At 65.1% G+C, this 24,792-nt stretch carries 19 protein-coding genes and 1 tRNA gene; 11 read left to right on the forward strand and 9 right to left on the reverse strand.

Going from position 1 to position 24,792, the window contains the following annotated elements; genetic code table 11:
* Positions 1-32: 32 nt before the first annotated feature.
* A complete protein-coding gene (locus CI805_RS01630; protein ID WP_260925458.1) occupies positions 33-872 on the reverse strand; it encodes a GPO family capsid scaffolding protein in 840 nt (279 codons plus the stop codon).
* Between the two features lie 170 nt (positions 873-1,042).
* Here CI805_RS01630 and CI805_RS01635 point away from each other — a divergent pair, with 170 nt between their 5' ends.
* The 4 genes from CI805_RS01635 (at position 1,043) to CI805_RS01650 (ending at position 5,908) form a co-directional block, all read left to right on the forward strand.
* Entirely contained in the window at positions 1,043-2,968 is a 1,926-nt protein-coding gene (locus tag CI805_RS01635) for a terminase large subunit domain-containing protein (protein WP_260925460.1), read from the forward strand.
* A gap of 11 nt (positions 2,969-2,979) precedes the next feature.
* On the forward strand, positions 2,980-4,101 hold the full coding sequence (locus CI805_RS01640) for a phage portal protein (RefSeq protein WP_260925462.1): 1,122 nt from the start codon (positions 2,980-2,982) through the stop codon (positions 4,099-4,101).
* A gap of 155 nt (positions 4,102-4,256) precedes the next feature.
* Positions 4,257-5,060 carry a DNA adenine methylase gene (locus CI805_RS01645; protein WP_409934943.1) on the forward strand — a complete coding sequence of 268 codons (804 nt, stop codon included), beginning with the start codon at positions 4,257-4,259 and terminating at the stop codon, positions 5,058-5,060.
* A 772-nt stretch (positions 5,061-5,832) separates the two neighbouring features.
* Positions 5,833-5,908: transfer RNA gene (locus CI805_RS01650), tRNA-Val, on the forward strand.
* 102 nt (positions 5,909-6,010) lie between these two features.
* Here CI805_RS01650 and CI805_RS01655 read toward each other — a convergent pair.
* The 6 genes from CI805_RS01655 to CI805_RS01680 form a co-directional block, all read right to left on the reverse strand.
* Positions 6,011-7,159 carry a sensor domain-containing diguanylate cyclase gene (locus CI805_RS01655; protein ID WP_260925466.1) on the reverse strand — a complete coding sequence of 383 codons (1,149 nt, stop codon included), beginning with the start codon at positions 7,157-7,159 and terminating at the stop codon, positions 6,011-6,013.
* A 103-nt stretch (positions 7,160-7,262) separates the two neighbouring features.
* A complete protein-coding gene (locus CI805_RS01660) occupies positions 7,263-7,712 on the reverse strand; it encodes a MaoC family dehydratase (RefSeq protein WP_260925468.1) in 450 nt (149 codons plus the stop codon).
* 20 nt (positions 7,713-7,732) lie between these two features.
* Positions 7,733-8,194, reverse strand: a complete 462-nt coding sequence (locus CI805_RS01665; protein WP_260925470.1) for a GNAT family N-acetyltransferase — start codon at positions 8,192-8,194, stop codon at positions 7,733-7,735.
* Positions 8,191-10,125 carry an acetyl/propionyl/methylcrotonyl-CoA carboxylase subunit alpha gene (locus CI805_RS01670; protein ID WP_260927700.1) on the reverse strand — a complete coding sequence of 645 codons (1,935 nt, stop codon included), beginning with the start codon at positions 10,123-10,125 and terminating at the stop codon, positions 8,191-8,193. Before CI805_RS01670 ends, CI805_RS01665 begins: the two co-directional genes overlap by 4 nt.
* Positions 10,126-10,133: 8 nt before the next feature.
* A complete protein-coding gene (locus CI805_RS01675) occupies positions 10,134-10,454 on the reverse strand; it encodes a DUF3088 domain-containing protein (protein ID WP_260925472.1) in 321 nt (106 codons plus the stop codon).
* A gap of 5 nt (positions 10,455-10,459) precedes the next feature.
* Positions 10,460-12,061: a carboxyl transferase domain-containing protein gene (locus CI805_RS01680; RefSeq protein WP_260925474.1), complete on the reverse strand. Its 1,602-nt coding sequence runs from the start codon at positions 12,059-12,061 to the stop codon at positions 10,460-10,462.
* A 250-nt stretch (positions 12,062-12,311) separates the two neighbouring features.
* Here CI805_RS01680 and CI805_RS01685 point away from each other — a divergent pair, with 250 nt between their 5' ends.
* On the forward strand, positions 12,312-13,763 hold the full coding sequence (locus tag CI805_RS01685; RefSeq protein ID WP_260927701.1) for an NAD-dependent succinate-semialdehyde dehydrogenase: 1,452 nt from the start codon (positions 12,312-12,314) through the stop codon (positions 13,761-13,763).
* An 802-nt stretch (positions 13,764-14,565) separates the two neighbouring features.
* On the opposite strand, the gene ppa is transcribed toward CI805_RS01685, so the two are convergent.
* Together ppa and CI805_RS01695 are read right to left on the reverse strand one after the other, a co-directional pair.
* Positions 14,566-15,111, reverse strand: a complete 546-nt coding sequence (gene ppa, locus CI805_RS01690) for an inorganic diphosphatase (RefSeq protein ID WP_260925475.1) — start codon at positions 15,109-15,111, stop codon at positions 14,566-14,568.
* Positions 15,112-15,309: 198 nt separating this feature from the next.
* A complete protein-coding gene (locus CI805_RS01695) occupies positions 15,310-17,253 on the reverse strand; it encodes a M61 family metallopeptidase (protein ID WP_260925476.1) in 1,944 nt (647 codons plus the stop codon).
* 190 nt (positions 17,254-17,443) lie between these two features.
* Here CI805_RS01695 and hisS point away from each other — a divergent pair, with 190 nt between their 5' ends.
* The 6 genes from hisS (at position 17,444) to metK (ending at position 24,789) form a co-directional block, all read left to right on the forward strand.
* Positions 17,444-18,688 (forward strand): histidine--tRNA ligase, encoded by a 1,245-nt coding sequence (hisS, locus tag CI805_RS01700; RefSeq protein ID WP_260925493.1) that lies wholly within the window; start codon positions 17,444-17,446, stop codon positions 18,686-18,688.
* An 11-nt stretch (positions 18,689-18,699) separates the two neighbouring features.
* Positions 18,700-19,770 carry a peptide chain release factor 1 gene (prfA, locus tag CI805_RS01705; protein ID WP_260925495.1) on the forward strand — a complete coding sequence of 357 codons (1,071 nt, stop codon included), beginning with the start codon at positions 18,700-18,702 and terminating at the stop codon, positions 19,768-19,770.
* A 32-nt stretch (positions 19,771-19,802) separates the two neighbouring features.
* Entirely contained in the window at positions 19,803-20,609 is an 807-nt protein-coding gene (gene prmC, locus CI805_RS01710) for a peptide chain release factor N(5)-glutamine methyltransferase (RefSeq protein WP_260927703.1), read from the forward strand.
* A gap of 237 nt (positions 20,610-20,846) precedes the next feature.
* Complete coding sequence (locus tag CI805_RS01715) at positions 20,847-21,731, forward strand: DUF4167 domain-containing protein (protein WP_260925497.1); 885 nt, start codon at positions 20,847-20,849, stop codon at positions 21,729-21,731.
* A gap of 113 nt (positions 21,732-21,844) precedes the next feature.
* Positions 21,845-23,533, forward strand: coding sequence for an apolipoprotein N-acyltransferase (lnt, locus tag CI805_RS01720; protein ID WP_260925499.1), 1,689 nt, complete (start codon positions 21,845-21,847; stop codon positions 23,531-23,533).
* A gap of 41 nt (positions 23,534-23,574) precedes the next feature.
* Complete coding sequence (gene metK / locus CI805_RS01725) at positions 23,575-24,789, forward strand: methionine adenosyltransferase (protein ID WP_260925514.1); 1,215 nt, start codon at positions 23,575-23,577, stop codon at positions 24,787-24,789.
* Positions 24,790-24,792 lie beyond the last annotated feature (3 nt).

Below are 24,792 nucleotides of genomic sequence, written 5' to 3' on the forward strand. Positions count from 1 at the left end.
ATGAGGGAAGCGGGGCGGGCTGGCGGGATGGATCAGAAGATACCGGCGTAGTTGCCAGCGTTGCCGTTGCTCTGGGGGCGACGGGTGAAGTTGCGATCAGGGGTGTCCTCCTGCTCGCGCTCCAGCTTCGCGAACTTCACACCCAAGGCATCGACCTCGGTGTGGAATTCCTGCCGCATGGTGTCGATCGCGGCGGCGAAGCCCTTGGCCATCTCTTCGAGCAGGTGCTCCAGCTTGGCAAAGTCGAACCCAACCGGCGCGTCGACCTTGATTTCCTGCTTCGTTTCCGGCGCGGAATTGGTCTTGGCGAACTTGGCCGAGAAATTATCGAACATGGTGCGCATGGACGACAGCAGCGCCTTGCCGCCCTCGGTTTCTGCGGTGTCGTCCGCGAATTCGAGCAGGGCGGCTTCGTCGCGCGACAGGGCGATGGTGCCCGGCAGGTGGCGGTTGAATTCGAGGCGGTCGGTCGCGATCGAGGCCGGGCTGTCGGTCAGCGCCACGCCCATGAGGTAGGCATAGCCCTTGCCTGCGAAGTTCGGTTCGATCTCGATCGAGGGATAGACCTTCTGGCCCGCCTGGTTGAGCGCCTTGGCATCGTCGTTCACATCGAACGTGCCGAACAGGCCGAGGCGCTTTTCGGTCTTGCCGTTGAAATTGACGTCCACCTCGCGCGTTTCTACACTTTCGACGTCGCCGAAAGCGCGGAACGGCGCCTGTCCGGTGCTGCCGCGAATATGCTCGATATTCAGGCGAGCGCCGTAGGTCTTGGGATCGTAGCTGTTGGCCATCTCGGTCAGCATCTTGTCGTCGATGGTGCGGCCATCGACCGTGCTGCCGGAGGTGGCGAGAAGGAAGGACTTGGTCTTCATGGGGCTTGGCTCCGCTGATCGTTGACGGGGCCGGTTGCGGCGCCCCCTCGTCTCACCGCCCCTTCAGGCCCGAGCCCGGACAATTGTTCAACGCGCGGGCGCGGTAACGGGCGGCTCTACCCCGGCAAGCCATCGCCAGCGGCCTTCAAACCGGGTGCATGGCACTTGCCATGCCGCAAACCGCCCCTTTCCAAGACGACAGCGCCAGTCCGGCGGCGATCAGCCGACAGGTCGCGCGCGCCCAGCGCAGGGAGGCGCGAAGCCTGTACTGGCGGGGCTGGCAACTGGCGGAGATTGCGACCGAGATCGGCGAGAAATACAACACCGTCGCCAGCTGGGCGCGGCGCGACAACTGGGACGATGCCCCGCCAGTCCGCGTGATCGTCGATCGCGTCGAGGTGAAAATCGCCAACCTGCTGGACCGCGAGCCCTTCACCGAAGGGCACATGAAGCAGGTGGACTTCCTGATGCGCCAGCTGGAGCGAGCGGCGCGCATCAACAAGTACAACGAGACGGGTCGCGAAGCCGACCTGAACCCGAAGATCGGCAAGCGCAACGACGACCAGGCCAAGGCGAAGCGGGCGGAGAAGCGCAAGAATTTCCTGACGCTGGAACAGTGGCAGGCGCTGCTCGACGACTTCCACGACAAGAATTTCGCGCACCAGGCCACATGGTGGGAGCATCGCAACGAGCGCACCCGCAAGATCCTGAAGAGCCGCCAGATCGGCGCGACCTGGTACTTCGCTCGCGAGGCGCTGGCCAAAATCGCCGAAGGCGTGCTGGAAGGCGAGCAGCCGCGCAACCAGATTTTCCTGTCAGCCAGCCAGCGTCAGGCGAATAAGTTCCGGCGCGAGATCGTGGGCTGGGTGCGGCGCGTCACCGGGGTGGAGTTGCAGGGCAACCCCATCATGCTGGATTTCAGTGGTCTGCATGACACCGGCGAGGAGGAGCGCGACAGCGAAGCCTCGCCCGGCATCGCGCTCGATCCGGTGGGGCTCTATCCACTATCCACCAATTCCAATACCGCGCAGGGCGAAAGCGGCGACTTCTATTTCGACGAGTTCTTCTGGGTCCACGGCTTCGCCCAGCTGCGCAAGGTGGCGGCGGCGATGGCCACGCACACCATCTACAAGCGCACCTATTTCTCGACGCCATCGACCAAGACCCACGAGGCTTACGAGTTCTGGGCAGGCGAGGACTGGAACCGGTCCCGCCCGCGCGGCCTGCAGGTGCCGTTCGATATCTCGAAGCGGACCCTTCGGGCCGGTGCCCACATGCCCGATGGCAGCTGGCAACAGATCGTCACGCTGGACGATGCGATTGCCGGTGGCATGGGCAAGCTGGTCAACCGCGAGGAGCTGGCCGCCGAATCGAGCGATGAGGAGTTCCGCAACCTCTACGATTGCGAGTTCGTTGATGATTCCGAGAGCAGCTTCCCTTATTCGCGGATCGCCTCGGCGCGCGTCGACAGCTTCCTGAAGTGGCGAGATTTCCGCCCGGCTTTGGTGGACATTCCCGGCGCGCGGCCCTTCGGCGACCGGCCGGTGTGGATCGGGTACGATCCCAACAAGCAAGGCCGTGACGATGCCGCGCTGATCGTGGTGGCCCCGCCCGAGCAATCAGGCCGAGGCAAGTTCCGCATTCTGGAAAAGCATCGGCTCAACGGGCTGGACTTCGCCGGGCAGGCGCAGGCGATCAGGGAAGTGGCAGCGCGCTATCGCGTTACCGATATCGCCATCGACACCACCGGGCATGGTCTGGCGGTATGGGAGCTGGTCAAGAACTGGTTCCCCACCGTGCGGCGCATTGAATACTCGGTTGCCAGCAAGACGGCGCTGGTGGTCAAGGGGCAGAGCCTGTTCCGCGCCGGACGCATCGAATTCGACGCGGGCTGGACCGATCTGATGCAGGCGCTGATGGCGATTCGCCCGGCGCTGACCGGCAGCAAGAAGGGCGTCACCTATATCGCCCGGCGCAACGGGGAAATCGGCCACGCCGATATCGCCTGGGCGCTGCTTCACGCACTTTCCAACGAACCCCTCGACGCAGGCACGACCAGTGAAGGCGGCGGCGGGCGCGTGGTCTTTTCCAACTGACTGGATCCCCCATGAGCGACACAGACATCGTCCCCGCCGATCAGGCCCTCAGCGTTTCGGTCAGCGGCCCGGCTGTTCCTGAAGTGACGACAGGGAGCCAGCCCGTTGGCAAGGCGAGCATGTTTGCGTTCGGCGATCCCGAAAGCGTGATCGACCGGCGCGAGCTGAGCGCCTATTTCGAGATCTGGCACAACGGCAGGTGGTACGAGCCGCCGATGCCAATGGGCAAACTGGCGCAGACCTTCAACATGAGCCCGTTTCACCGCAGCGCTGTTGCTCTGAAGGTCAACCTGCTGGTTGCTCAGCAGACGCCTTCGCGCTGGCTGTCTGCCGACGCCTTCGAGCGATTCGCGCTGGATTTCGTGCAGATGGGTAACGGCTATCTGGAGTGGATTCCGAATATGGCGGGGCGGCTTGCGCTTGTGGACCACGCCCCGGCGCTGCACCTGCGCGCTGGCGTCGATCCCGGCGTGTTCTGGTTCGTCAACGGCGTCGGCGGTGACATTCACCAGTTCGATGCCGGGCGCGTGTTCCAGCTGCAGCAGCCGGACGTGGCGCAGGAGATCTATGGCATGCCGGAGTGGCTGTCTGCGCTCCAGTCCGGGCTCCTCAACGAAAACGCCACGCTGTTCCGCCGCCGCTACTACCTCAACGGCGCGCATGCGGGCTTCGTGTTCTATCTGAGCGAGGCGCTGGCCGACATGGAGACGTCCGACGCCATTGCCGAGCGGCTCGGCCAGGCGCGCGGCGTCGGCAACTTCAAGAACATGTTCGTCCACATCCCCGGCGGCAAGAAGGACGGCATCCAGATCATGCCGATCGCGGACGTGACTGCGAAGGACGAATTTAACGCGGTGAAGACGATCAGCCGCGACGATATGCTGGCCGCGCACCGCACGCCGCCCCAGCTGATCGGGATCGTGCCGCTCAACAATGCGGGCTTCGGCAGCGTGGCCGAGGCTCGTGACGGCTATTACGAGAGCGAGATCGTACCCATCGCGCGTCGCATGCTGCGGATGAACGCATGGTTCGGTCAGGCGGTGCTGGCCTTTGCGGATTACGTGTGCGCCGACGGCGCGATCATCCGGCAGGTAGGTGACGCTTTCGTAAAGCTGCCTTCAGGCACTCGCTGAGACATCCCTTCCGCCGAAAGGCGGGGGACCGGGGCGCGGCAACGCCCCAAGTCCGACGACGCTCCTCGCCATGATCCCGATCGGTCCCGCCTCGGAGACCATCCCGCCTGCCGACTCGGCGTGGGAACAAATAAGGAACAAATGCCATGGAGTCTATGCTCCGTTCGCCGCTTTTGGCGGTGGATCCCGTGCGCCCGCTGGCGCCCTACATCGGCGGCAAGCGCCAGCTCGCCAAGCGCTTGGTCACGCTGATCAACTCGATCGAGCACCGCACTTATGCCGAGCCTTTCGTCGGCATGGGCGGGGTGTTTCTGCGGCGCGACCGCAAGCCGAAGGCCGAAATCATCAACGACTGGTCAGAGGACGTGGCGACGTTCTTCCGCGTCGTCCAGCACCACTACGTGGCGTTTCTGGACATGTTGCGGTGGCAGATCACGAGCCGGGCAGGCTTCGAAAAGCTGCTGGCGCAGGAGCCCTGCTCACTCACCGATATGCATCGGGCGGCGCGGTTCCTCTATCTCCAACGGCTTGCCTTCGGTGGCAAGGTGCGGGGGAAGACCTTCGGCGTGGTGGCCGATGGCCCGGCGCGGTTCGACGTGACCAAGCTCGCGCCGATGATCGAGGCGGTGCATGAGCGGCTCGCGGGTGTGGTGATCGAGCGCTTGCCCTGGTCGGACTTCATTGCGCGGTATGACCGGGAGGGGACGCTGTTCTATCTCGATCCGCCCTACTTCGGCAGCGAAGGGGACTATGGCCGGGATCTGTTCGATCGCAGCCAATTCGAAACGATGGCCCAGCAGCTGCGAGGGATACGGGGGCGGTTCATCCTGTCGCTCAACGATCACCCCGAGGTGCGCCGGATCTTCGCAGGGTTCGACTTCCGCAGTGAGCGGCTGAGCTACAGTGTCGGCGGGGGCGCCAAGTCGAAGGCGGTCGGCGAAGTGATCATCACGAACTAGCCGCGCGCAGCCGCGCTGGAGCCTGTCAGGGGCCGGGGAGCGATCCTCGGCCCCTTTTTCGTGCCCTCGCGCCGCAGCCCGCCTCCCAGCGCCGCAGCGAGCGCGCAACATCATTGCGCCCCGACGCAACGCAACGCGGCCCGGTGGCCTAGGCCCGGCCACCCCTCGCGCCGCGCTCTCCCCCACGCTTCGCTTCCCCTTCTTCGTCGAAAATTGTGCATTTGGGCGGGGTTCCTGCGCAGGCTTGGTCCACCCCCATTTTCCGCAAGTGGGTTACATCGGTGACCTGATCAGGAAACGCGCGGAAATCAGCCATTCCTGCGGCCTAAAAGCAAGGTGACCTGAGGTTACAAATGTAACCCTGAAATCACAATATACTGATTTCATACGACAATTTCTAAGGTCATCACCACCACCAATGACGGTTATCTGGTAACTACGAGGTCACTTAAATGTAACCTTATTAGGTATCTGATAAATAGACATAAACACTAATGTAACCCGGTTGCGGAGCATATGCGGGGCATCAAAATCAAACGACGCTAATGCGCGGATGCGTCCGCGTAGGATGCTCAGCATGGTTGATGATGTGAGGTGTAGGACTGCTGTGCGCTTCTGTGCGCTACAGTCGGTTTGAGGAGTGCCTGAAATTTGGTCGGGACTATGTCGGGACTCTAGGTGCCGTTCCGTTCCGCTTGGTTCCGCTCTGTTCCGCGAAACGAGATGTTGACGGCATCGGAAAATCGCCTAAATGCGCGGTACGGCATACGCCGGGCGATTAGCTCAGTTGGTAGAGCATCTCGTTTACACCGAGAGGGTCGGCGGTTCGAGCCCGTCATCGCCCACCATTTTCCAAGTGGTACAGCCGCTTCCCGCACAGCGCCGAAAATACCCAGTCTGGATCGACGCAGGTGCGATTCCGGTCGACGAAACGCGTGTCCGGCGCCGTCTCAGGCGATAGCCGCGAAAGACACCACGGTTTCGGACGGCAGATCGTTCTCGCCGTTCGACCATGATTGATTACGACCGTTACGCTTGGCCTGATAGAGGCTGATATCGGCCTCACGCAGCAAGCGGTCGATCTCCGCATCGCCGTCATCATACGCCGCACAACCGATGCTCAGCGTACCGCTGTTGCCGGATTCGGCGTGGGCGACAAAGCCTTCGCACAGCTCGCGGGCGAAACGCGCCGCCTCGATCTCGTCCATACCCGGCACGAGCATCGCAAACTCATCGCCGCCAAGTCTTGCGACAATGGCGCCGGACGGGGCGCGTCGGCGCAGGAAGCCGCCAAGGCGAGCGAGATGCTGGTCGCCGGCGAGGTGTCCGAAACGGTCGTTGATCGATTTGAAATGGTCGACATCGAGGATCAGAAGCGCACCGCAACCATCTTCCCGGCGCAAGGCCAGACCCGCCCGAAGGCGAAAGCCGCGGCGATTGAACAGGCCGGTCAGCGAATCGATCTCCGCCAGTTCCATCGCCTGCGATTCGCGGCGCTGGCGCAGCACTCCGGCAATCGACATCGCCAGCGCGACCGCGACGAACACCCCTTCGAACAGCGAAAGCGTCACCATAACGCCCTGATAGCGCGCCAGATCGACAAAAGCGCCCGGCACGAAGGCGCACACGGCCTTGATCGCGTAAAAACCGCCGTGCGCCGCCAAAGTAGCGCCCAGCATGCGGCGCTCGCGATTCGCAGCCGGAGTCAGGAGCAGGCGGGCCGCAGTCAGGCAGAAGATCGCCACCAGCCCGGCATTGACGAGCGAATAGACCTGATCGCGATAATCCGCCGCCGGAACGAGCAGAAGTCCGGCCGCGCAGAGCCACAGCATTGTCAGCCACAGGCGCGAGATCGGTCGCGAAACGAACGAAGCCGCGCCGCGCAGGAAGAAATAGTGTGCCAGCGGGACCATGGTGTTGGCGAACCAGATGCCGACCAGGAACGAGACACCTTCACGCATCGGCGCGATCGTGCAGCCGACCGCGATGCAGGAAAAACCCAGAGCGAAATCAAGGAGAAAGCGTTCACGCAGGACGCGCCATTCGAGCATCAGGAACACGGCCGCAACGAACGCAATCGCGTCCGTCAGCAACATCATGGTTTTGGCATCGACATGCATTTGGGCTGGCCCCGTCCCTGATCCTGGGCCGACCCTTAGGGAATCATCGTCAACAAATCGTTCATTACGATAATTTCATCGCTCAACCGCGCACCTTGAGGAGGACAGAGCGCAGGCAGAGAAGGACACAGACACCGTTCTGGTTCGTCATCTCGTGCCGGAATACGACGATTCCCTGTCCGGGCCGCGATTTCGAGGGGCGCAGGCTCACCACCTCGCTGGAGCAAGTGAGCGTATCGCCAACGAACACCGGCGCGGGCGTGCGCACTTCGTCGAAACCCAGATTCGCCACCAGCGTCCCCAGCGTCGTGTCGGCCACCGACAAACCCACAGCCAGACTGAAGGTGAAGCACGAATTGACGAGGATGCGCCCGAACTCGCTGCCCCCCGCCGCCTCGGCATCAAGGTGGAGCGGCTGGAGATTGTGGGTGAGCGAGGAGATCAGCAGGTTGTCCGTCTCGGTGACAGTGCGCGAGGGCGCATGGACAACGCGGTCGCCCACCTGCCATTCGTCGAAATACCGGCCTGCCATCGCCTCGCTCCTTTCCCCGATCAGGCCAGCATCAGTTTGAAACCGGCATGGCTCTTCTTCCAGCCCAGCTTCTCGTAGAAGCGGTGGGCATCGGTGCGCGCAAGGTTCGAGGTCAGTTGCACCAGCAGGCACCCGCGCTCGCGGCAGCGCTCCACCGCCCATTCGATCATGCGCGAACCGAGCCCCTGCCCGCGCACGCTCGAATCGATTCGCACCGCCTCGATCTGGCCCCGCCAGGCGCCGCGCATGGCAAGGCCGGGAAGGAAGCTGATCTGCATCGTGCCGACCAGCCGCCCATCAATCTCGGCCACCGCCAGCATCTGATCCGGCGCGGCATCGAGCACGCGGAAGGCTTCAAGATAGGCCGGGTCGAGCGGCAGTTCCGGCGCCTCGCGATGGCTGGCCATCTGGTCTTCGGAGAGCATCTGGACAATGCCTGGAAGATCCGCCTCGCGCGCTTCCCGCATGACAAGCGCGCTCATGCTGCGACCACCCGCGCCAGCAGTGCCTCGACCTGCACCTGCGCACCCACCGTGACCGTCAGTTCCTCGACCGTTCCGTCGAACGGGGCCGTCAGGACATGTTCCATCTTCATCGCCTCCAGCGTCAGCAGGGCCTGCCCCGCCACGACGCTCTGCCCCGCTTCGACCGCGACGGCAACGACCTTGCCCGGCATCGGCGCCAGCACCGCACCCGACCCCGTCGAGGCGCCGCCGCTGGCATCGTGACGCTCCGGCCCGAAGCGCCAGGTCGTGCCCTGAAGCGTGGCCCACAGGTAATCCCCGTCCCGTGCCAGCTGGGGATAGTGCGCCTGATCGTAGCTCACCCGTGCCTGCCTATCCCCTTCGAACACCTCAGCCCCCGCGCTGAAACGCACGGTCGAGACCGCGTGCGCGTTCAGCCGGAAACCGGGGGCGATATGACCTGCCCCGCCCCCCACCAACCGCTGCGCCACCGTATCGAGCAACCACTGCGGCGGCGTCACGTCGGCAGCGGCATAGTCGATGTGGCGAGCGATAAAGCCGGTATCGACATCGCCCGCCATGAACTCGGGCAGAACGAGCAGCGATCCCAGCAGCGTTGCATTGGTCCGCAGCGGCCAGATCACGCTGTCCCAGCAGACCTTGGAAAGCCCCAGCGCCGCCGCGCGTCGATCTGGCGCATGGCAGACCAGCTTGGCGATCATCGGATCGTAGTGCGGCGAGATCGCATCGCCCTGCTCCACTCCGGTCTCGATCCGCACCGTGCCGGGGAAATCGAGTTCGACCGGCGCGCCGGTCTGCGGGTCGAGATAGCGGCTAGGGCGAATTGCGCGCGGCAGGGCAAAGCGCTCCAGCCGCCCGGTGACGGGCAGGAAGCCGCGCGCCGGGTCTTCGGCATAGAGCCGCGCTTCCATTGCCCAGCCGTCGATAGAGAGCTGGTCCTGCGTCTTGGGAAGCGCTTCTCCCGCCGCGACGCGCAATTGCCATTCGACCAGATCGACGCCGGTGATCGCCTCTGTCACCGGGTGCTCGACCTGAAGCCGGGTGTTCATCTCCATGAACCAGATGCGGTCGGCGCGCAGGCCTTCGGAGCCATCGGCGATGAACTCGATCGTGCCCGCGCCGACATAGTCGACCGCCCTGGCCGCGCGCACCGCTGCCGCGCAGAGCGCCTCACGCGTGGCCGCATCCATGCCAGGAGCCGGGGCTTCCTCGATCACTTTCTGATGGCGACGCTGGAGCGAGCAGTCGCGCTCGAACAGGTGGACGACGTTGCCGTGCGTATCGCCGAAGACCTGCACCTCGATATGGCGCGGGTTGGCGACGTATTTCTCGATCAGCACCTTGTCGTTGCCGAAGGCGGCACTCGCCTCGCGGCGGCACGAGACCAGCGCTTGGGCAAAGTCCGCCGCCGTATCGACGCGGCGCATGCCCTTGCCGCCGCCGCCCGCCACCGCCTTGATCAGCACTGGGTAGCCGACTTGGGCCGCCGCTTCAGCCAGTCGTGCCTCGCTCTGGTCCTCTCCGGCATAGCCCGGCGTCACCGGCACCCCGGCCTCGGCCATGCAGCGCTTGGCGGCGTCCTTGAGGCCCATCGCCTCGATCGCGTGGGGCGGCGCGCCGACCCAGACCAGCCCTGTCGCCGTGACCGCGCGGGCGAAATCGGCATTCTCGGAGAGGAACCCGTAGCCGGGGTGGATCGCCGTGGCCCCGCTCTCCTTCGCCGCTGCCAGAATCGCCGCGACGTTCAGGTACGATTCGCGCGCCGGGGCCGGGCCGATGCGAACTGCCATATCCGCCTCGCGTACATGCAGGCTCTGCGCATCGGCGTCGGAATAAACCGCCACCGTGCGGATGCCGAGGCGGCGCGCGGTGCGGATCACCCGGCAGGCGATCTCGCCGCGATTGGCGATCAGCAGTGCCGGTAACATACTTGCGATCATGGATGGCGTTCCGGAAAATGGTGCCGGGTATGCAGCGCCTTCAACACCGCCTCGATGTCATTGGCAAAGCCGCCCTCGGCAAAGGCCAGCGCGGGCAGGTTCTGGTTCGCCTCGCCCAAGCGCTCGACCACCGCCGTGCGCGGACGCGGCCAGCCGACGCGCACCACCTCGATATTCCCCGCCCGCTCGGGGAACAGCGCCAGCAGGCCCTCCACCGTCACGCAATCCTTGCAGTAGAAACGACGATCACCACCATGCTCCGGGTCGGCCCAGTCGGTATCGAGGACGAAGAGGGTATCGTGAGGAGCAGCAGTCATCGAAGTCACATCCTGAACAGGCCGAAGCGGGGGTGTTCGGGCACGGGCGCGCGCAGGCAGGTGGCAAGCGCGAGGCCGAGCACATCGCGGCTCTGCACCGGATCGATCACGCCGTCATCCCAAAGCCGCGCCGTCGCGTAATACGGGCTTCCCTCGGTTTCGTACTTGGTGCGGATCGGCGCCTTGAAAGCCTCGGCCTCGGCAGGCGTCCAGTTCTCGGCATCGCGGTGGACGGTGGCGAGGACCGAGGCCGCCTGCTCGCCGCCCATCACCGAGATGCGGGCATTGGGCCAGGTGAACAGGAAGCGCGGATCGTAGGCCCGCCCGCACATGCCGTAATTGCCCGCGCCGAAGCTGCCGCCGATCACCAGCGTGATCTTGGGCACGCTCGCGGTCGCCACCGCTGTCACCAGCTTGGCGCCATGCCGGGCGATCCCTTCCGCCTCGTACTTCCCGCCGACCATGAAGCCCGAGACGTTCTGGAGGAACAGCAGCGGCACCCGGCGCTGGCAGGCCAGCTCGATGAAATGCGCGCCCTTGGTAGCGCTTTCGGAGAACAGCACGCCGTTGTTCGCCAGAATCGCCACCGGGCGCCCATGGATATGCGCAAAGCCGCAGACCAGCGTCGCGCCGTACAGGGCCTTGAACTCGTGGAATTCCGAGCCATCGACCAGCCGGGCGATCACCTCGCGCACATCGTAGGGCGCACGCACGTCCTCGGGAATCAGGCCATAGAGATCGTGTGCCGGATAGAGCGGATCGTGCGCCGGGATGCTCTCCACCGCAGGCGCAGGATCGGGCGGCAGATGGCTGACGATATCGCGCAAGATGCTGATCGCATGGGCGTCGTTCTCGGCAAGGTGATCGGCGACGCCGGACTTGCGGGCGTGCAGATCGCCGCCGCCCAGATCCTCGGCGCTGATCTCCTCGCCGGTCGCGGCTTTCACCAGGGGAGGCCCTGCGAGGAAGATCGTGCCTTGCTCGCGCACGATCACCGTCTCGTCGCTCATCGCCGGCACATAAGCCCCGCCCGCCGTGCAACTGCCCATCACGCAGGCGATCTGGGGAATGCCCTGCGCACTCATCTGCGCCTGGTTGAAGAATATCCGCCCGAAGTGGTCGCGGTCGGGAAACACCTCGGCCTGATGCGGCAGGTTCGCCCCGCCCGAATCGACGAGGTAGAGGCACGGCAGACGGTTCTCCTGCGCGATCGCCTGCGCGCGCAGGTGCTTCTTCACCGTCATCGGGAAATAGGTGCCCCCCTTCACCGTCGCATCGTTGGCAAGGATCATGCAGGTTCGGCCCGAAACGCGTCCGATCCCGCCGATCACCCCGGCGCCGGGCACCTCGTCGTCATAGAGGCCGCCTGCAGCGAGTTGCGCGATCTCCAGAAACGGCGCCCCGGCATCAAGCAGGCGCTCCACCCGCTGGCGCGGCAGCAGCTTGCCGCGCGCGACATGGCGCTGGCGCGCGCCCTCGCCGCCGCCGAGCGCGACCTTGGCGACCCGCTCGCGCAAGTCCTGCGCCAGCGCGCGGTTATGCGCCGCGCGGGCCAGCGCCTCGGGCGAGGCGGGATCGTGGCGCGTGGGAAGGACCGGCGCGCTCACGCTGCCCCCTCCGCGTGAAGGGTAACTTTCAGCAAGACCCTCTTCCCATTCATGTCTTTGCCGTGATGGCTTGTTATCCGACAAAGTAAGCACTTTGCAGGGCACTTGCCAAGGCCCGCGCGTTACCTCGCTGAAGTTCCGCCAAAGACTGCGGTTCTCCGCGTGCCGGTCAGCCAGGAACTTGCCCCTGTGCAGACCGGCCCCGGATAGGGCCTGACAGCCGCGAAAAGAAACGAGAAGGATGACCGAGATGGCCTATACCCGCTACTTGCGCCAGCAAGCCTACATCAATGGTGTGTGGTGCGACGCGGATGGCGGCGCCACGCTCGACGTCACCGATCCGGGCAGCGGCGCAGTGATCGGCACCGTCCCGAAGATGGGCGCCGGGGAAACCCGCCGCGCAATAGATGCCGCGCAGGCCGCGCTCCCCGGCTGGCGCGCGAAGACCGCAGGTGAGCGCGCGAAGCTGATGCGCCGCCTGTTCGACCTGATGATCGCCGCGCAGGACGATCTGGGCGAGTTGCTCAGCCGCGAACAGGGCAAGCCGCTGGCCGAAGGCAAGGGTGAGATCGCCTATGGCGCCAGTTTCATCGAATGGTTCGCCGAAGAGGGCAAGCGCGCCTATGGCGAGGTGATCCCCGGCCATGCCGCAGACCGCCGCATCGTCACCCTGCGACAGGGCGTGGGCGTGGTCGGCGCGATCACGCCGTGGAATTTCCCTAATGCGATGATCGCCCGCAAGCTCGGTCCGGCGCTGGCGGCAGGCTGCACCATCGTCATCAAGCCCGCCTCGGCAACGCCCTTCTCCGCGCTGGCCATCGCGGCCTTGTGCGAGGAGGCCGGAATTCCGGCGGGCGTCGTCAATGTCGTGACCGGCAGCGCAGGCGCCATCGGCGGGGAACTGACCGGCAATCCCAAGGTCGCCAAGATCACCTTCACCGGATCGACCGAGATCGGCCGCGAGCTGCTGGCTCAGTCCGCCCAGACGATCAAGAAATGCTCGATGGAACTGGGCGGCAATGCGCCGTTCCTGGTGTTCGACGATGCCGACGTGGATGCCGCCGTCGAAGGTGCGATGATCTCGAAGTTCCGCAATGCCGGGCAGACCTGCGTGTGTACCAACAGGTTCTACGTGCAGGACGGCGTCTACGACGAGTTCGCGCAGAAACTGGCGGCGCGGGTGAAGGCGCTCAAGGTCGGCTATGCGCTGGAACAGGGCAGCGAGATCGGCCCGCTGATCGATGCCAAAGCGGTCGAGAAGGTGGAGGAGCACCTTGCCGATGCGACATCCGGCGGCGCGAAGGTGCTGGCGGGCGGCGAACGCAGCCCGCTCGGCGGCACCTACTTCACGCCCACGGTGGTCAGCGACGTAACCCCGCAGATGAAGCTCGCGCGCGAGGAGACTTTCGGGCCGCTGGCAGGCCTGATCCGCTTCACCGAGGAGGCCGAGGGCGTCCGGCTGGCGAACGATACCGAGTTCGGCCTCGCCAGCTATTTCTACGCGCGCGACCTCAGCCGCGTGTGGCGCGTGGCCGAGGCGCTGGAGGCAGGCATGGTCGGCATCAATACCGGCCTCATCTCCACCGAAGTCGCCCCGTTTGGCGGCGTCAAGCAATCGGGCCTCGGCCGCGAAGGCTCCCGCCACGGACTGGAGGACTATATGGAGATCAAGTACCTGTGCATGGGCATCAGCGCGGGGTGAGGGACGAGGGATGCCGCCCCCTGCGCGAGCGGGAGGAGGGGCATTACGGCCAGAAGGCTGCCCAGCCCCGCTGTCGCCCTAGTCCCCGCCCCTCGCCCCCTATTCGTCATTCCCGCGAAGGCGGGAATCCAGTCCGCGCCACGCGGGATTTCAAACGTCGATCAGCCTGAGTGGGCGACAGCGGTTCCATCTCTCGCCCCGTTCTCGCAGAATCATATCCGAGATGATGCCGGAATAAAGTGAACGGTTTCGCGTCGATGTGAGGATGAAGACGGCGGTCCCAAAAGCCCTACATCGCAAAGTTGCTGCTGGATTCCCGCCTTCGCGGGAATGACGAAGAGGGGTGGTGGACGGACTTATCTTTCCTTAGAAGCGGCGAATGGTCGACGCTCGACAGTTCAATATCCGCGACGATCAGGGCACATTGCTGTGTCCCGCCTGTGGCTTTCCAGAATACGTTGTTACAGACGCTTACGATGAAGCTGGCGGCATACCTTTGGGCATCTGCCCGTGTTGCCTTTGGGAGCCGGGATTTGACGATAATCCCGCTGCCTCCGATCACGCGAAGCAAACTGTCCTCGCGTCACTGCAAGCTTATCGCGCAGAATGGAGCGCTAATCCAACCTGGAGAGTGCCGGGCATTCCAAAACCGGCATGTTGGGATGCTATGTCACAGTTGGCCCGCCTGTTTAAAGCAGCACCCAACGTCCGCTAAGGAGCGATACTCCTCCCTTCCCCCAAAGCAAAAGGCCCGGCGGATCGCTCCACCGGGCCTTTTGTATTTCAGCGCTGGCAGAAGCGATCAGGCTTCCGTCTTGGCGTCCGCTTCGTAGCGCTCGATCGCTTCGACGACGATCTTGCGGGCTTCTGCGGCATCGCCCCAGGTGCCGACGCGGACCCACTTTTCCTTCTCCAGATCCTTGTAGTGGGTGAAGAAGTGCTCGATCTGGGCGAAGACGATCTCGGGCAGATCGTGCTTTTCCTGGACGTCGCTGTAGTACGGAAACGTCGACGTGTCGGGCACGCAGACCAGCTTCTCGTCGCCGCCGTGCTCGTCTTCCAGGTTCAGCACCGCAATCGGGCGCACGCGCACGACGCTGCCCGGAACGAAGGGCGAGCGGGCCACGACCAGCGCGTCAAGCGGGTCGCCATCGGGCGAGAGCGTGTGCGGCACGAAACCGTAGTTCGCGGGGTAACGCATCGGCGTGTGCAGGATGCGGTCGACGAACAGCGCGCCCGAAGCCTTGTCGAACTCGTACTTGACGGGTTCGCCACCGGCGGGAACCTCGATGATGACGTTCAGGCTCTCCGGCGGGTTCTTGCCGACGGGGATCATGTCGATACGCATGTGAAACCTCATTTGATGCGCCGCATCACGTAAGTTGATTTACGTAAAAGCGTGAAAGAATTTGAACTGGCCGGGCTTAGCCGCGCTGCACCTGCATCGCAACATAGTATTCGGGGGCGGAACGAAGACCGTCCCACCCCGAAACGTCTCATGCCGTCCACGATCCGGCTTCGGACCGCAGTGCAACACAAGTGGTTATTATTTCGTTCGCGCGGCCAGCAGACGGTCGAAACCGTTTTCCTTGCCCGGCGTGGTGCTTTCCAGCCAGGGATAGCGCAGACCGCCGTAATAGGCGACCGGCACCGTGGTATAGGCATCCTCGCGCTTGATCAGCAGCTGGATCGGCGTGGAGCCGCTCTTGGCCGCCGTCACCGCGTCTTCCAGCACGTCACCGCTATAGGCCTTGCCGTTCACCGCGATGATCTGCACGCCGTTGACGAGGCCCGCCTTGAACGCCGGACCGTTCCACAGCGCCGAACTGATGGTGCCGTCCTTGCCCACGGCCATGCCCAGCGAATAGGTCAGGTCGGTCGAGTGGCGATAGTCGTTCGCGCCCTTCTGGTAGGAATTGGGCTTGTCCTTCCACACCAGCTTGTACCCGGCCATCTCGATGCCCTTGATCGGCGCGGGCTGGTTCGGCTCGTAGATGTGGTTGTGCAGGAACGTCGCCCAGTCATAGGCGTAAACGCCGTTCAGGGTCTTGACCACGTCGTCGAAGTTGTAGGTCAGCTCGCCCCAGTCGCCATCGCGCACACCGAAGAAGGCCTTGGCGAAGTCGTCGAGGCCCTTCTTGCCCTTGGTGCCGGCGCGGATGATCTGGTCCGCCTCCAGCCAGGTGAGCGCGCCTTCAACGTAGTAGTCTTCCGAGCGCTCCAGCGAGCGATACGGATGCGGCGCGCGCTGGGCGATGATCGGATCGTTGGTAGTATCGACGACCGAACGCCATTCGCGACCCGGCTCACCCTCGGAATAGAGGGCAGCGGCCGAGGCCCACATGTCGAGCACGGTCTGCTTGCTCTGCACGCCCGAACGCGCCGCCAGGATATAGCCCCAGAACTGAGTCTGGCCTTCGTAGACCCACAGCAGGCTGTCCTGCATCGGCTGCTGGTAGTCCGGCGTCCACAGGTCGAAACCGCGGCGGAACTTGCCGTCCCAGCTATGGGTGAACTCGTGCGCGATCACGTTGTGATCCCAGTCCATCTTGTCCCAGTCGACCCACGCCTTGGGCTCCATCTGGTTCTCGCTGGAGCGGTGATGCTCCAGCCCGATGCCGCCCATCTCGTCGGTCAGGCCGAGCAGGAAGTCGTAGTGATCGAAGTGGCGCGCGCCGAACAGGCTGACCGCCTCGTTCGACAGGTTGCGATACTTCTGCATGTTCTCGGGCGAGATTTCGAGATCCTTCGCCTCGTCGGCGACGGCGTTCATCTTCACGCCGTGCCCCAAATCGAAGCTCTTGGCGTACTTGCCCGCGAAGATCGGCGAATCAACCAGACGCTCGTAGTCGATCGGGCTCCAGGTCACGGTGTCGCCGGTACGCGCGAAACCGTCGAGCGCGGTGTAGACGGTCCAGCCGGTGGGGAACTTGACAGTCGGCTTGAAGGTGATCCCGCGGGTGTAATAGCCCGCCGGGTACATGCTCATCTTGTCCCACTGCAGGTTGAGCATTTCCTGCGTCATGGTGATGCGGCCCTCACGGCTGGTCAGCGGCGAGGTGTGGACGAACTTGGCGGTGACGGCAGTGGCACCGGCAGGCAGCTTGATGTGGAAGGCATTCACCGAAACGGTATCGCGCACCCACGGCACATCCTTGCCATCGACCTGGAAGTGAATGTCGGAGAACAGCGCGACCGGGTTCGAGGGCGAGTGATGGCCCGGCAACCAGCTCGGCTCCAGCAGCACGATCTCGCCGGTGCCTGCGGCGACCGGGATCGTCTCCGTCACATGATAGAGGCCGCGATCGAGGTCGGTCGCATCGATGTTCAGGCCGATCGTACCGGCATAGGGCACGTCCTTGGCGACGGGAACCGGCGCAGGCAGCGCGGGGGCCATCGGCTTCGAACGGGTGGGATCGTCCTGCGCCACCGCAGCGGTGGAAAGGGCAAGGACCGAGAGCGAGGTTGCAAGCGCAATATGTTTCAGCATGGGCGCAGGTTATTGCCGAGCATCGAAACAGGAGCAACCCTCCAATTTCGCTTTGATGCGCAGGGCCACGCAAGCCTTCCGCGGCAGGCCCACAGCCATCTGCGACACTTGGAAAAGCTGCGGAAGCTCACCATTGTCACTTGCGGCCGCCACTTTCCCTCAACCCACATTCCCGCTAAGCGCGCGAACCATGAACACCACGCCCCAGGCCATTCGCGGAACCCAGGACATCTTCGGCGCCGATGCGGACAGCTTCGCGCATGTCGTCGAGACCTTCGAGCGCGTCCGCAAGCTCTACCGCTTCCGCCGCGTGGAGATGCCGGTCTTCGAGAAGACCGAAGTGTTCTCGCGCTCGATCGGCGAGACCACCGATGTCGTCTCCAAGGAGATGTATTCGTTCGAGGATCGCGGCGGCGAATCGCTGACCCTGCGCCCGGAATTCACCGCCGGGATCGCCCGCGCCTGGCTGACCGACGGCTGGAAGCAGTACGCCCCGCTCAAGGTCGCCACCCATGGCCCGCTGTTCCGCTACGAGCGCCCGCAGAAGGGCCGCTATCGCCAGTTCCACCAGATCGACGCCGAAGTGCTGGGCGCCGCAGAGCCGCTCGCCGATGTCGAACTGCTGGTGATGGCCGATCACCTGCTCAAGGAACTGGGCATTTCGGACGGCGTGACGCTGCAGCTGAATACGCTGGGCGATGTCGCCAGCCGTGAGGCCTGGCGCGCGGCGCTGGTCGAGTACTTCCGTGCCCACAAGGCGGACCTTTCCGAAGATTCGCAGGACCGGCTGGAACGCAACCCGTTGCGTATCCTCGATTCCAAGGACGCGCGCGACAAGGCCTTCGTCGCCGATGCACCCAAGATCGACACCTTCCTTTCGGGCGAGGCGCAGGACTTCTTCGGCACCGTCACCGCCGGACTCGATGCCGCAGGCGTCGCCTACGAACGCGCGCCGACGCTGGTGCGCGGGCTGGACTACTACCGCCACACCGCGTTCGAATTCGTCACCTCGCGCCTTGGCGCGCAGGGCACCGTGCTCGGCGGCGGTCGCTATGACGGGCTGATGGAAAGCCTTGGCGGCCCCGTCACCCCGGCGGTCGGCTGGGCGGCGGGAATCGAGCGGCTTTCGATGCTGGTCGCCGATGCAGGCGCCGTGCCGACGGCACAGCTTACCGTCGCGCTGGCGGTCGAGGACGATGCGGCGCTGTCCTACGCGCTCAAGGTCATGTCGGGCCTGCGCTATCAGGGGCTCGACGTCGAGATCGTCGCCAGCGGCAGCGCCCGCAAGCGCTACGACAAGGCGGTGAAGCTCGGCGCGCGCGTGCTCGTCTCGTTCGGCATGACCGAAGGCGCGCCCGTGGCGAACCTGCGCACCACCGAGACGACCACGGCCTCGCTCGCGGTCGAGCAGGTGCTCCAGTCGATTCAGCCGTGAATGGACCAGCCGTGAGCATTTCCGACGAGCGGCTGGGCCAGATCGGCGCTCGCTTTGCCGAACTGGAAGCCCGCCTTGCCTCGGGCACGCTCGAAGGCGAGGCGTTCGTCGCGGCCAGTCGCGACTATGCCGAGCTGGAGCGCGTCGCGCATCTTGCCGCCGATATCCGCGCAATGCGCGGCGAACTGGCCGATCTCCAGTCGCTGGCCGACCCGGACCCGGAAATGCGCGCGCTCGCCGAAGAGGAAGTACTGCGCCTGAAGGGCGAACTGCCCGAGGTCGAACGCCAACTGGCGCTTGCCATGCTGCCGCGCGATGCAGCAGACGTGCGCCCGGCGATGCTCGAAATCCGCGCCGGAACCGGCGGCGACGAGGCCGCACTGTTCGCCGCCGATCTCTATCGCATGTACGAGCGCTACGCTGCCGAACAGGGCTGGCGGGTGGAGATGGTCTCGGCCAATGCCAGCGATGTCGGCGGCTTCAAGGAAGTGGTCGCCAACGTGACGGGCTCCGGCGTGTTCGCGCGCCTCAAGTTCGAGAGCGGCGTCCACCGCGTACAGCGCGTACCCGTGACAGAAAGCGGCGGGCGCATCCATACGTCCGCCGCGACCGTGGCGGTGCTGCCCGAACCAAGCGAGGTCGATGTCCAGATCGAGGACAAGGACCTCAAGATCGACATCTACCGGGCCAGCGGGGCCGGTGGCCAGCACGTCAACACCACCGATTCGGCGGTGCGCATCACCCACCTGCCCACCGGCATTGTCGTCACCTGTCAGGACGAGCGCAGCCAGCACAAGAACAAGGCCAAGGCCATGCAGGTGCTGCGTGCGCGTATCTACGAGAAGATGCGCGACGAGGCTCAGGGTGCCGAAGCCGAGGCGCGCCGCGCGATGGTCGGCTCGGGTGATCGCTCGGAGCGCATCCGCACCTACAATTTTCCGCAAGGGCGTGTGACCGATCACCGCATCAACTTGACGCTCCACCGCCTGCCCGAAGTTCTCGAAGGCACCGGCCTTGGCGAACTGGTCGATGCGCTGATAGCCGAAGACGAGGCCAAGCGTCTCGCGGCGATGGACCAGTGAGCCCCCAAACAGCAGAAACCGTCGCACAGGCCATGCGGTCCGCCACGCTGCGCCTGAGCGAAACCAGCGACACCGCCCGGCTCGATGCCGAAGTGCTGATGGCCCATGCACTGGACTGCTCGCGCTCCGACCTGCTGCTGCGCCGAAGCTTCGATCCCGCTCCCGAGGCCTTCGCGGCGCTGATCGCGTGCCGCGCCGCGCATGAGCCGGTCGCCTATATCACCGGCACGCAGGAGTTCTTCGGCCTGCCCTTCCAGGTCTCCCCGGCGGTGCTGATCCCGCGCGGTGACAGCGAGGTTCTCGTCGAAACGGCGCTTGCCGCCCGCCCCGAAGCGCGCCGCGTGCTCGACTGCGGCACCGGCTCGGGCGCGCTGCTGCTGGCCGTATTGGCGAACCTGCCCGAAGCGACGGGCATCGGCATCGACGCCTCGCCCACTGCACTGGCCGTCGCGCAGGCCAATGCTGGGGCGCTCGGCCTCGCGACCCGCACCGAAATGCGCGAGATCAGCTGGTTGACGCCGGGCTGGCGCGACGCGCTTGGCCGCTTCGACCTGATCCTTGCCAATCCGCCCTATGTCGAAAGCGAGGCCGTGCTCGATGCCTCGGTGCGCGATTACGAACCCGCCAGCGCGCTGTTCGCCGGGGCGGACGGGCTCGACGACTATCGCGTTCTGGTGCCGCAACTCGTTGATCTTCTTACGCCCGGCGGGCTTGCACTGGTCGAGATCGGGCACACGCAGGCCGATGCGGTGAGCGCGATCGGCATGGCGGCCGGCCTTGTTCCCGCGCTTTATCACGACCTTGCCGGGCGCCCGCGCGTAGTCGCGTTTTCAGGGTAAAAAGATAAGTTTTTGCTTGGAATCCGGCTTGGGAATGCCTACACATTTCATGAGCCGGGCCATGGATGAAACTTCCCATGCCGGTTCGTTCCCAGCATTTGCGCGGAGTCGCAGGTCACGGCCACCTCGATGAGGCAGATGTCAGGATCACGACCGCACAAGGCGATTCGTGATGACGCGACATACGGCTTTCGCGCAAGAATGCGGCGAATTCCCGGGTTTTGAGGAAAACTACCCTTGAATAACAATCGTGGTAACAACCGTCGGCGCGGCCGCGGTAACAACAACGGTAACAATCGCCAGCAAGGCGGCCAGCAGACCAACCGTATCGACAGCCGGGCTCGTGGCAATGCGCCGCAGCTTCTGGAGAAGTACCGCAAGCTGGCACACGACGCGATGCTCAATGGCGATCGCGTGACGGAGGAATACTACCTCCAGTTCGCCGATCACTACTTCCGCGTCATCGCCGACCAGAAGCAGCGCCAGGAAGAAATGCGCCAGCCGCGTCGCGACGAGCGCGTCCAGAACGACGAGGTCGAGGACGCGGCGGACGACTACTATCCGCACCCGGTCACGTCGGTATCGCGCCATGAACCGCGCAACGATGCGCCCCGTAACGAACAGCGTCACGAGCCGCGCTACGAACAGCGTCAGGATCGGACCGAGCGCCAGGATCGCCAGCCGCGTGACAGCCAGCCGGAAAACGCAGAGGCCGCCGAAGGCGCCGATGGTTCGCGCTCGATCTACGAGCCTGCGGAAAACCCCTTCGTGCGCGACAATCGCCAGCCGCGCGGGGCGCAGACCCGCACCGGCAAGCCACAGCGCGCGCCGCGTCGCGCCGAACGTGGTGATGACGAAACCTCTGCTTCGGCACAAGAAGAGGCCGCACCCAGCTTCGATCCGGCAACCCTGCCCCCCTCGATCGCGACCAGCGATGCCGAGGAAGGCGCCAAGCCGAAGCCCAAGACGCGCCGTCCGCGCACGCCCAAGGCCGATGCCGCCGGTGAAGCCCCTGCCGCCCCGGTCGCCGAGGCGGATGTCGAGGAAAAGCCCCGCCGTCGCCGGACCCGCAAGGCGACCCCGACCGACGAGGCCGGCAACCCGCTCGAAACGGTCGATTGATCGGCTCCAGCTGACATTCCGGGCCAGATCCTTCCGGCCCGAACCCTTCCAGACCGTGACGCTCGCCCACGCGCGCTTGCGTCACGGTCCCGGTGGCTTACATAGCGGCGACCATGCCCGCGCCCCGCCCCGCCCTTTCGACATTTTTCCGCCGCGTCCTGACGGCCTGCCTTGACCGTCCGCGCGTGTCTGCGGTGGTGTTGGGCGCGCTCGCCGCCTGCGGGTTCCAGCCGCTGCAACTCTGGCCGCTGACGCTGCTTGCCATCGCGCTGCTGATCGAGCTGATCGCGCGCGCGGAGCGGGGCCGCCGCGCTTTCCTCATCGGCTGGCTGTTCGGGCTCGGCCATTTCACGCTCGGCAACAACTGGATCGCGACGGCCTTCACCTATCAGGCGGCGATGCCCACCTGGCTGGGCGGCATCGCGGTTTTCCTGCTGGCCCTCTACCTCGCACTGTTCCCTGCCTTCGCCACATTGATCGCATGGGCTTTCCTGCGCGTCCTGAGCCGTCGCGCCGCGCCGCTCACCCCGCCGCGCCGGGCGCTGGCGCTCACGCTCGCCTTTGCCGCCGCGTGGATCTTCACCGAATGGGTCCGTAGCTGGCTGTTCACCGGCTTTCCCTGGAATCCGCTCGGCGTCGCGCTGCTAGGGCCCTTCTCGACGCCCGGCCTCGCGATCCTGACCCGCTGGGTGGGGACTTACGGCCTTTCGGGCGTGCTGGTGCTGCTCGCCGGACTGCCCGCCCTGTTCATGCGCCTCGCCGCCGCCCATACCGGCACTGCCCGCGCGGCACGCCTCGCGCCGCCGCTGATCGGCCTTGCCGCCCTCACCGCGCTGATGGTGCTGCCTGCCGCATGGGCACCGGCCGCCCCCGGCAAGGTCCGCTACACGCTGGTCCAGCCGGATCTGCGACAGGAAGTGCTCGACGATCCGCAGCAGTTCGAGGCCAGCTTCGTCAAGCTTGCGAAGCTAACGATGCCCAATGGGGTCAATAACAGTGGTGTCGATAGCAAGCGGCTGGTGCTCTGGCCCGAATCGGGCGTGTCAGACTATCTGCGCGACGGCTATCCCCCCTATTTCTACGTCGGCTTCACGTATGCCGACGATCCCGCCGTCGCCCGCTGGCGCATCGGGCGAGTGATCGGCCCACAATCGCTGCTGCTGACCGGCGCGGTCGATCTGGTCGCCAAGAACGACATGCCGGTCGCCGCACGCAATTCCGTGACCGCGCTTGATGGCGATGGCGATATCCTGGCCGGGTACTCCAAGGCGCATCTGGTGCCTTATGGCGAATACCTGCCGATGCGCAGCATTCTCGAACCGCTGGGCCTTTCCCGCCTTGTCGAGGGCGATATCGACTTCCTGCCCGGCCCCGGTCCCCGCACGTTCGACTTCGGCGATTACGGGAAGGCCGGTATCCAGATCTGCTACGAGATCGTCTTCTCCGGCCACGTCGTCGATCCGCGCGACCGACCCGACTACATCTTCAACCCCTCCAACGACGGCTGGTTCGGCTACTGGGGGCCGCCGCAGCATCTGGCTCAGGCGCGCCTGCGGGCGATCGAGGAAGGCCTGCCCGTCCTGCGCTCCACCACCACCGGGATCAGCGCCGTGGTCGATGCCGACGGCGTGGTGCGAAACTTCGCACCGTGGCGCACGGCAAAGCGCCTCGACGGGTTCATCCCGCGCGCCCATGCGCCGACGCTTTTTGCCCGCTTTGGAAACGCGCTGCCGCTGGCGCTCGCCGCAATGCTCGCAATTTTGGCCGCCTGCGTGGTTGCACCGCGTCGCCGGAGGGCGTAGAGCCGACATAAAGATAGCTTTATATTGGTTGGTGTCACTCCATGCGCAAAGACTTCGTCTTCACTTCCGAGAGCGTTTCCGAAGGCCATCCCGACAAGGTTGCGGACCAGATTTCCGACGCCATCGTCGATCTGTTCCTCTCGAAGGACCCCGAGGCACGCGTCGCCTGCGAGACGCTGACCACCACGCAGCTGGTCGTGCTCGCGGGTGAAATCCGCTGCAAGGGCGTCTACGAGAACGGCACCTGGGCAGATGGTGCGCTGGAAGAGATCGAGGCGACCGTGCGCGGCGTCGTCAAGAAGATCGGCTACGAGCAGAGCGGCTTCCACTGGCAGACCTTCCGCTTCGAGAACAACCTGCACGGCCAGTCGGCCCACATCGCGCAGGGCGTCGATTCGTCGAGCAACAAGGACGAAGGCGCGGGCGATCAGGGCATCATGTTCGGTTTCGCCTGCGACGAGACCGCCGACCTGATGCCCGCGACGCTCGATTACAGCCACAAGATCCTGCACAAGATGGCGACCGACCGCCACTCGGGCGCGGCACCGTTCCTGGAGCCAGACGCCAAGAGCCAGGTCACGCTGCGCTACAAGGACGGCAAGCCTGCCGCCGCCACCGCCATCGTCGTCTCGACCCAGCACGCGCCGGGCTATGACGAGGGCGAGAAGGAAGCCGAACTGCACGCCTACGTGAAGTCGGTCGTGGCAGAGGTTCTCCCCGCAGAACTGCTCTCGGGCGAGACCGTCTACCACATCAACCCCACCGGCAGCTTCGAGATCGGCGGCCCCGATGGCGACGCAGGCCTGACCGGCCGCAAGATCATCGTCGACACCTACGGCGGCGCATCGCCCCACGGTGGCGGCGCGTTCTCGGGCAAGGACCCCACGAAGGTCGACCGTTCGGCTGCCTACGTCACCCGCTACCTCGCCAAGAACGTGGTCGCTGCGGGCCTCGCCACGCGCTGCACCATCCAGGTGTCCTACGCGATCGGCGTGTCGCAGCCGCTCTCGCTCTATGTCGACCTGCACGGCACCGGCACCGTGACGGAAGAAGCTCTGGAAGCCGCGCTGACCAAGGTCGCCGCAGACCGCCTCGGCAAGCTGACCCCGCGCGGCATCCGCACGGGCCTCGGCCTCAACAAGCCGATCTACGGCACGACGGCAGCCTATGGCCACTTCGGCCGCCAGCCCGAGGGCGACCTGTTCCCCTGGGAGCGCACCGATCTGGCCGACGACCTGAAGGCTGCGCTGGCATAATTC

Source organism: Novosphingobium sp. 9, from assembly GCF_025340265.1.
Taxonomy (GTDB): Bacteria; Pseudomonadota; Alphaproteobacteria; order Sphingomonadales; family Sphingomonadaceae; genus Novosphingobium.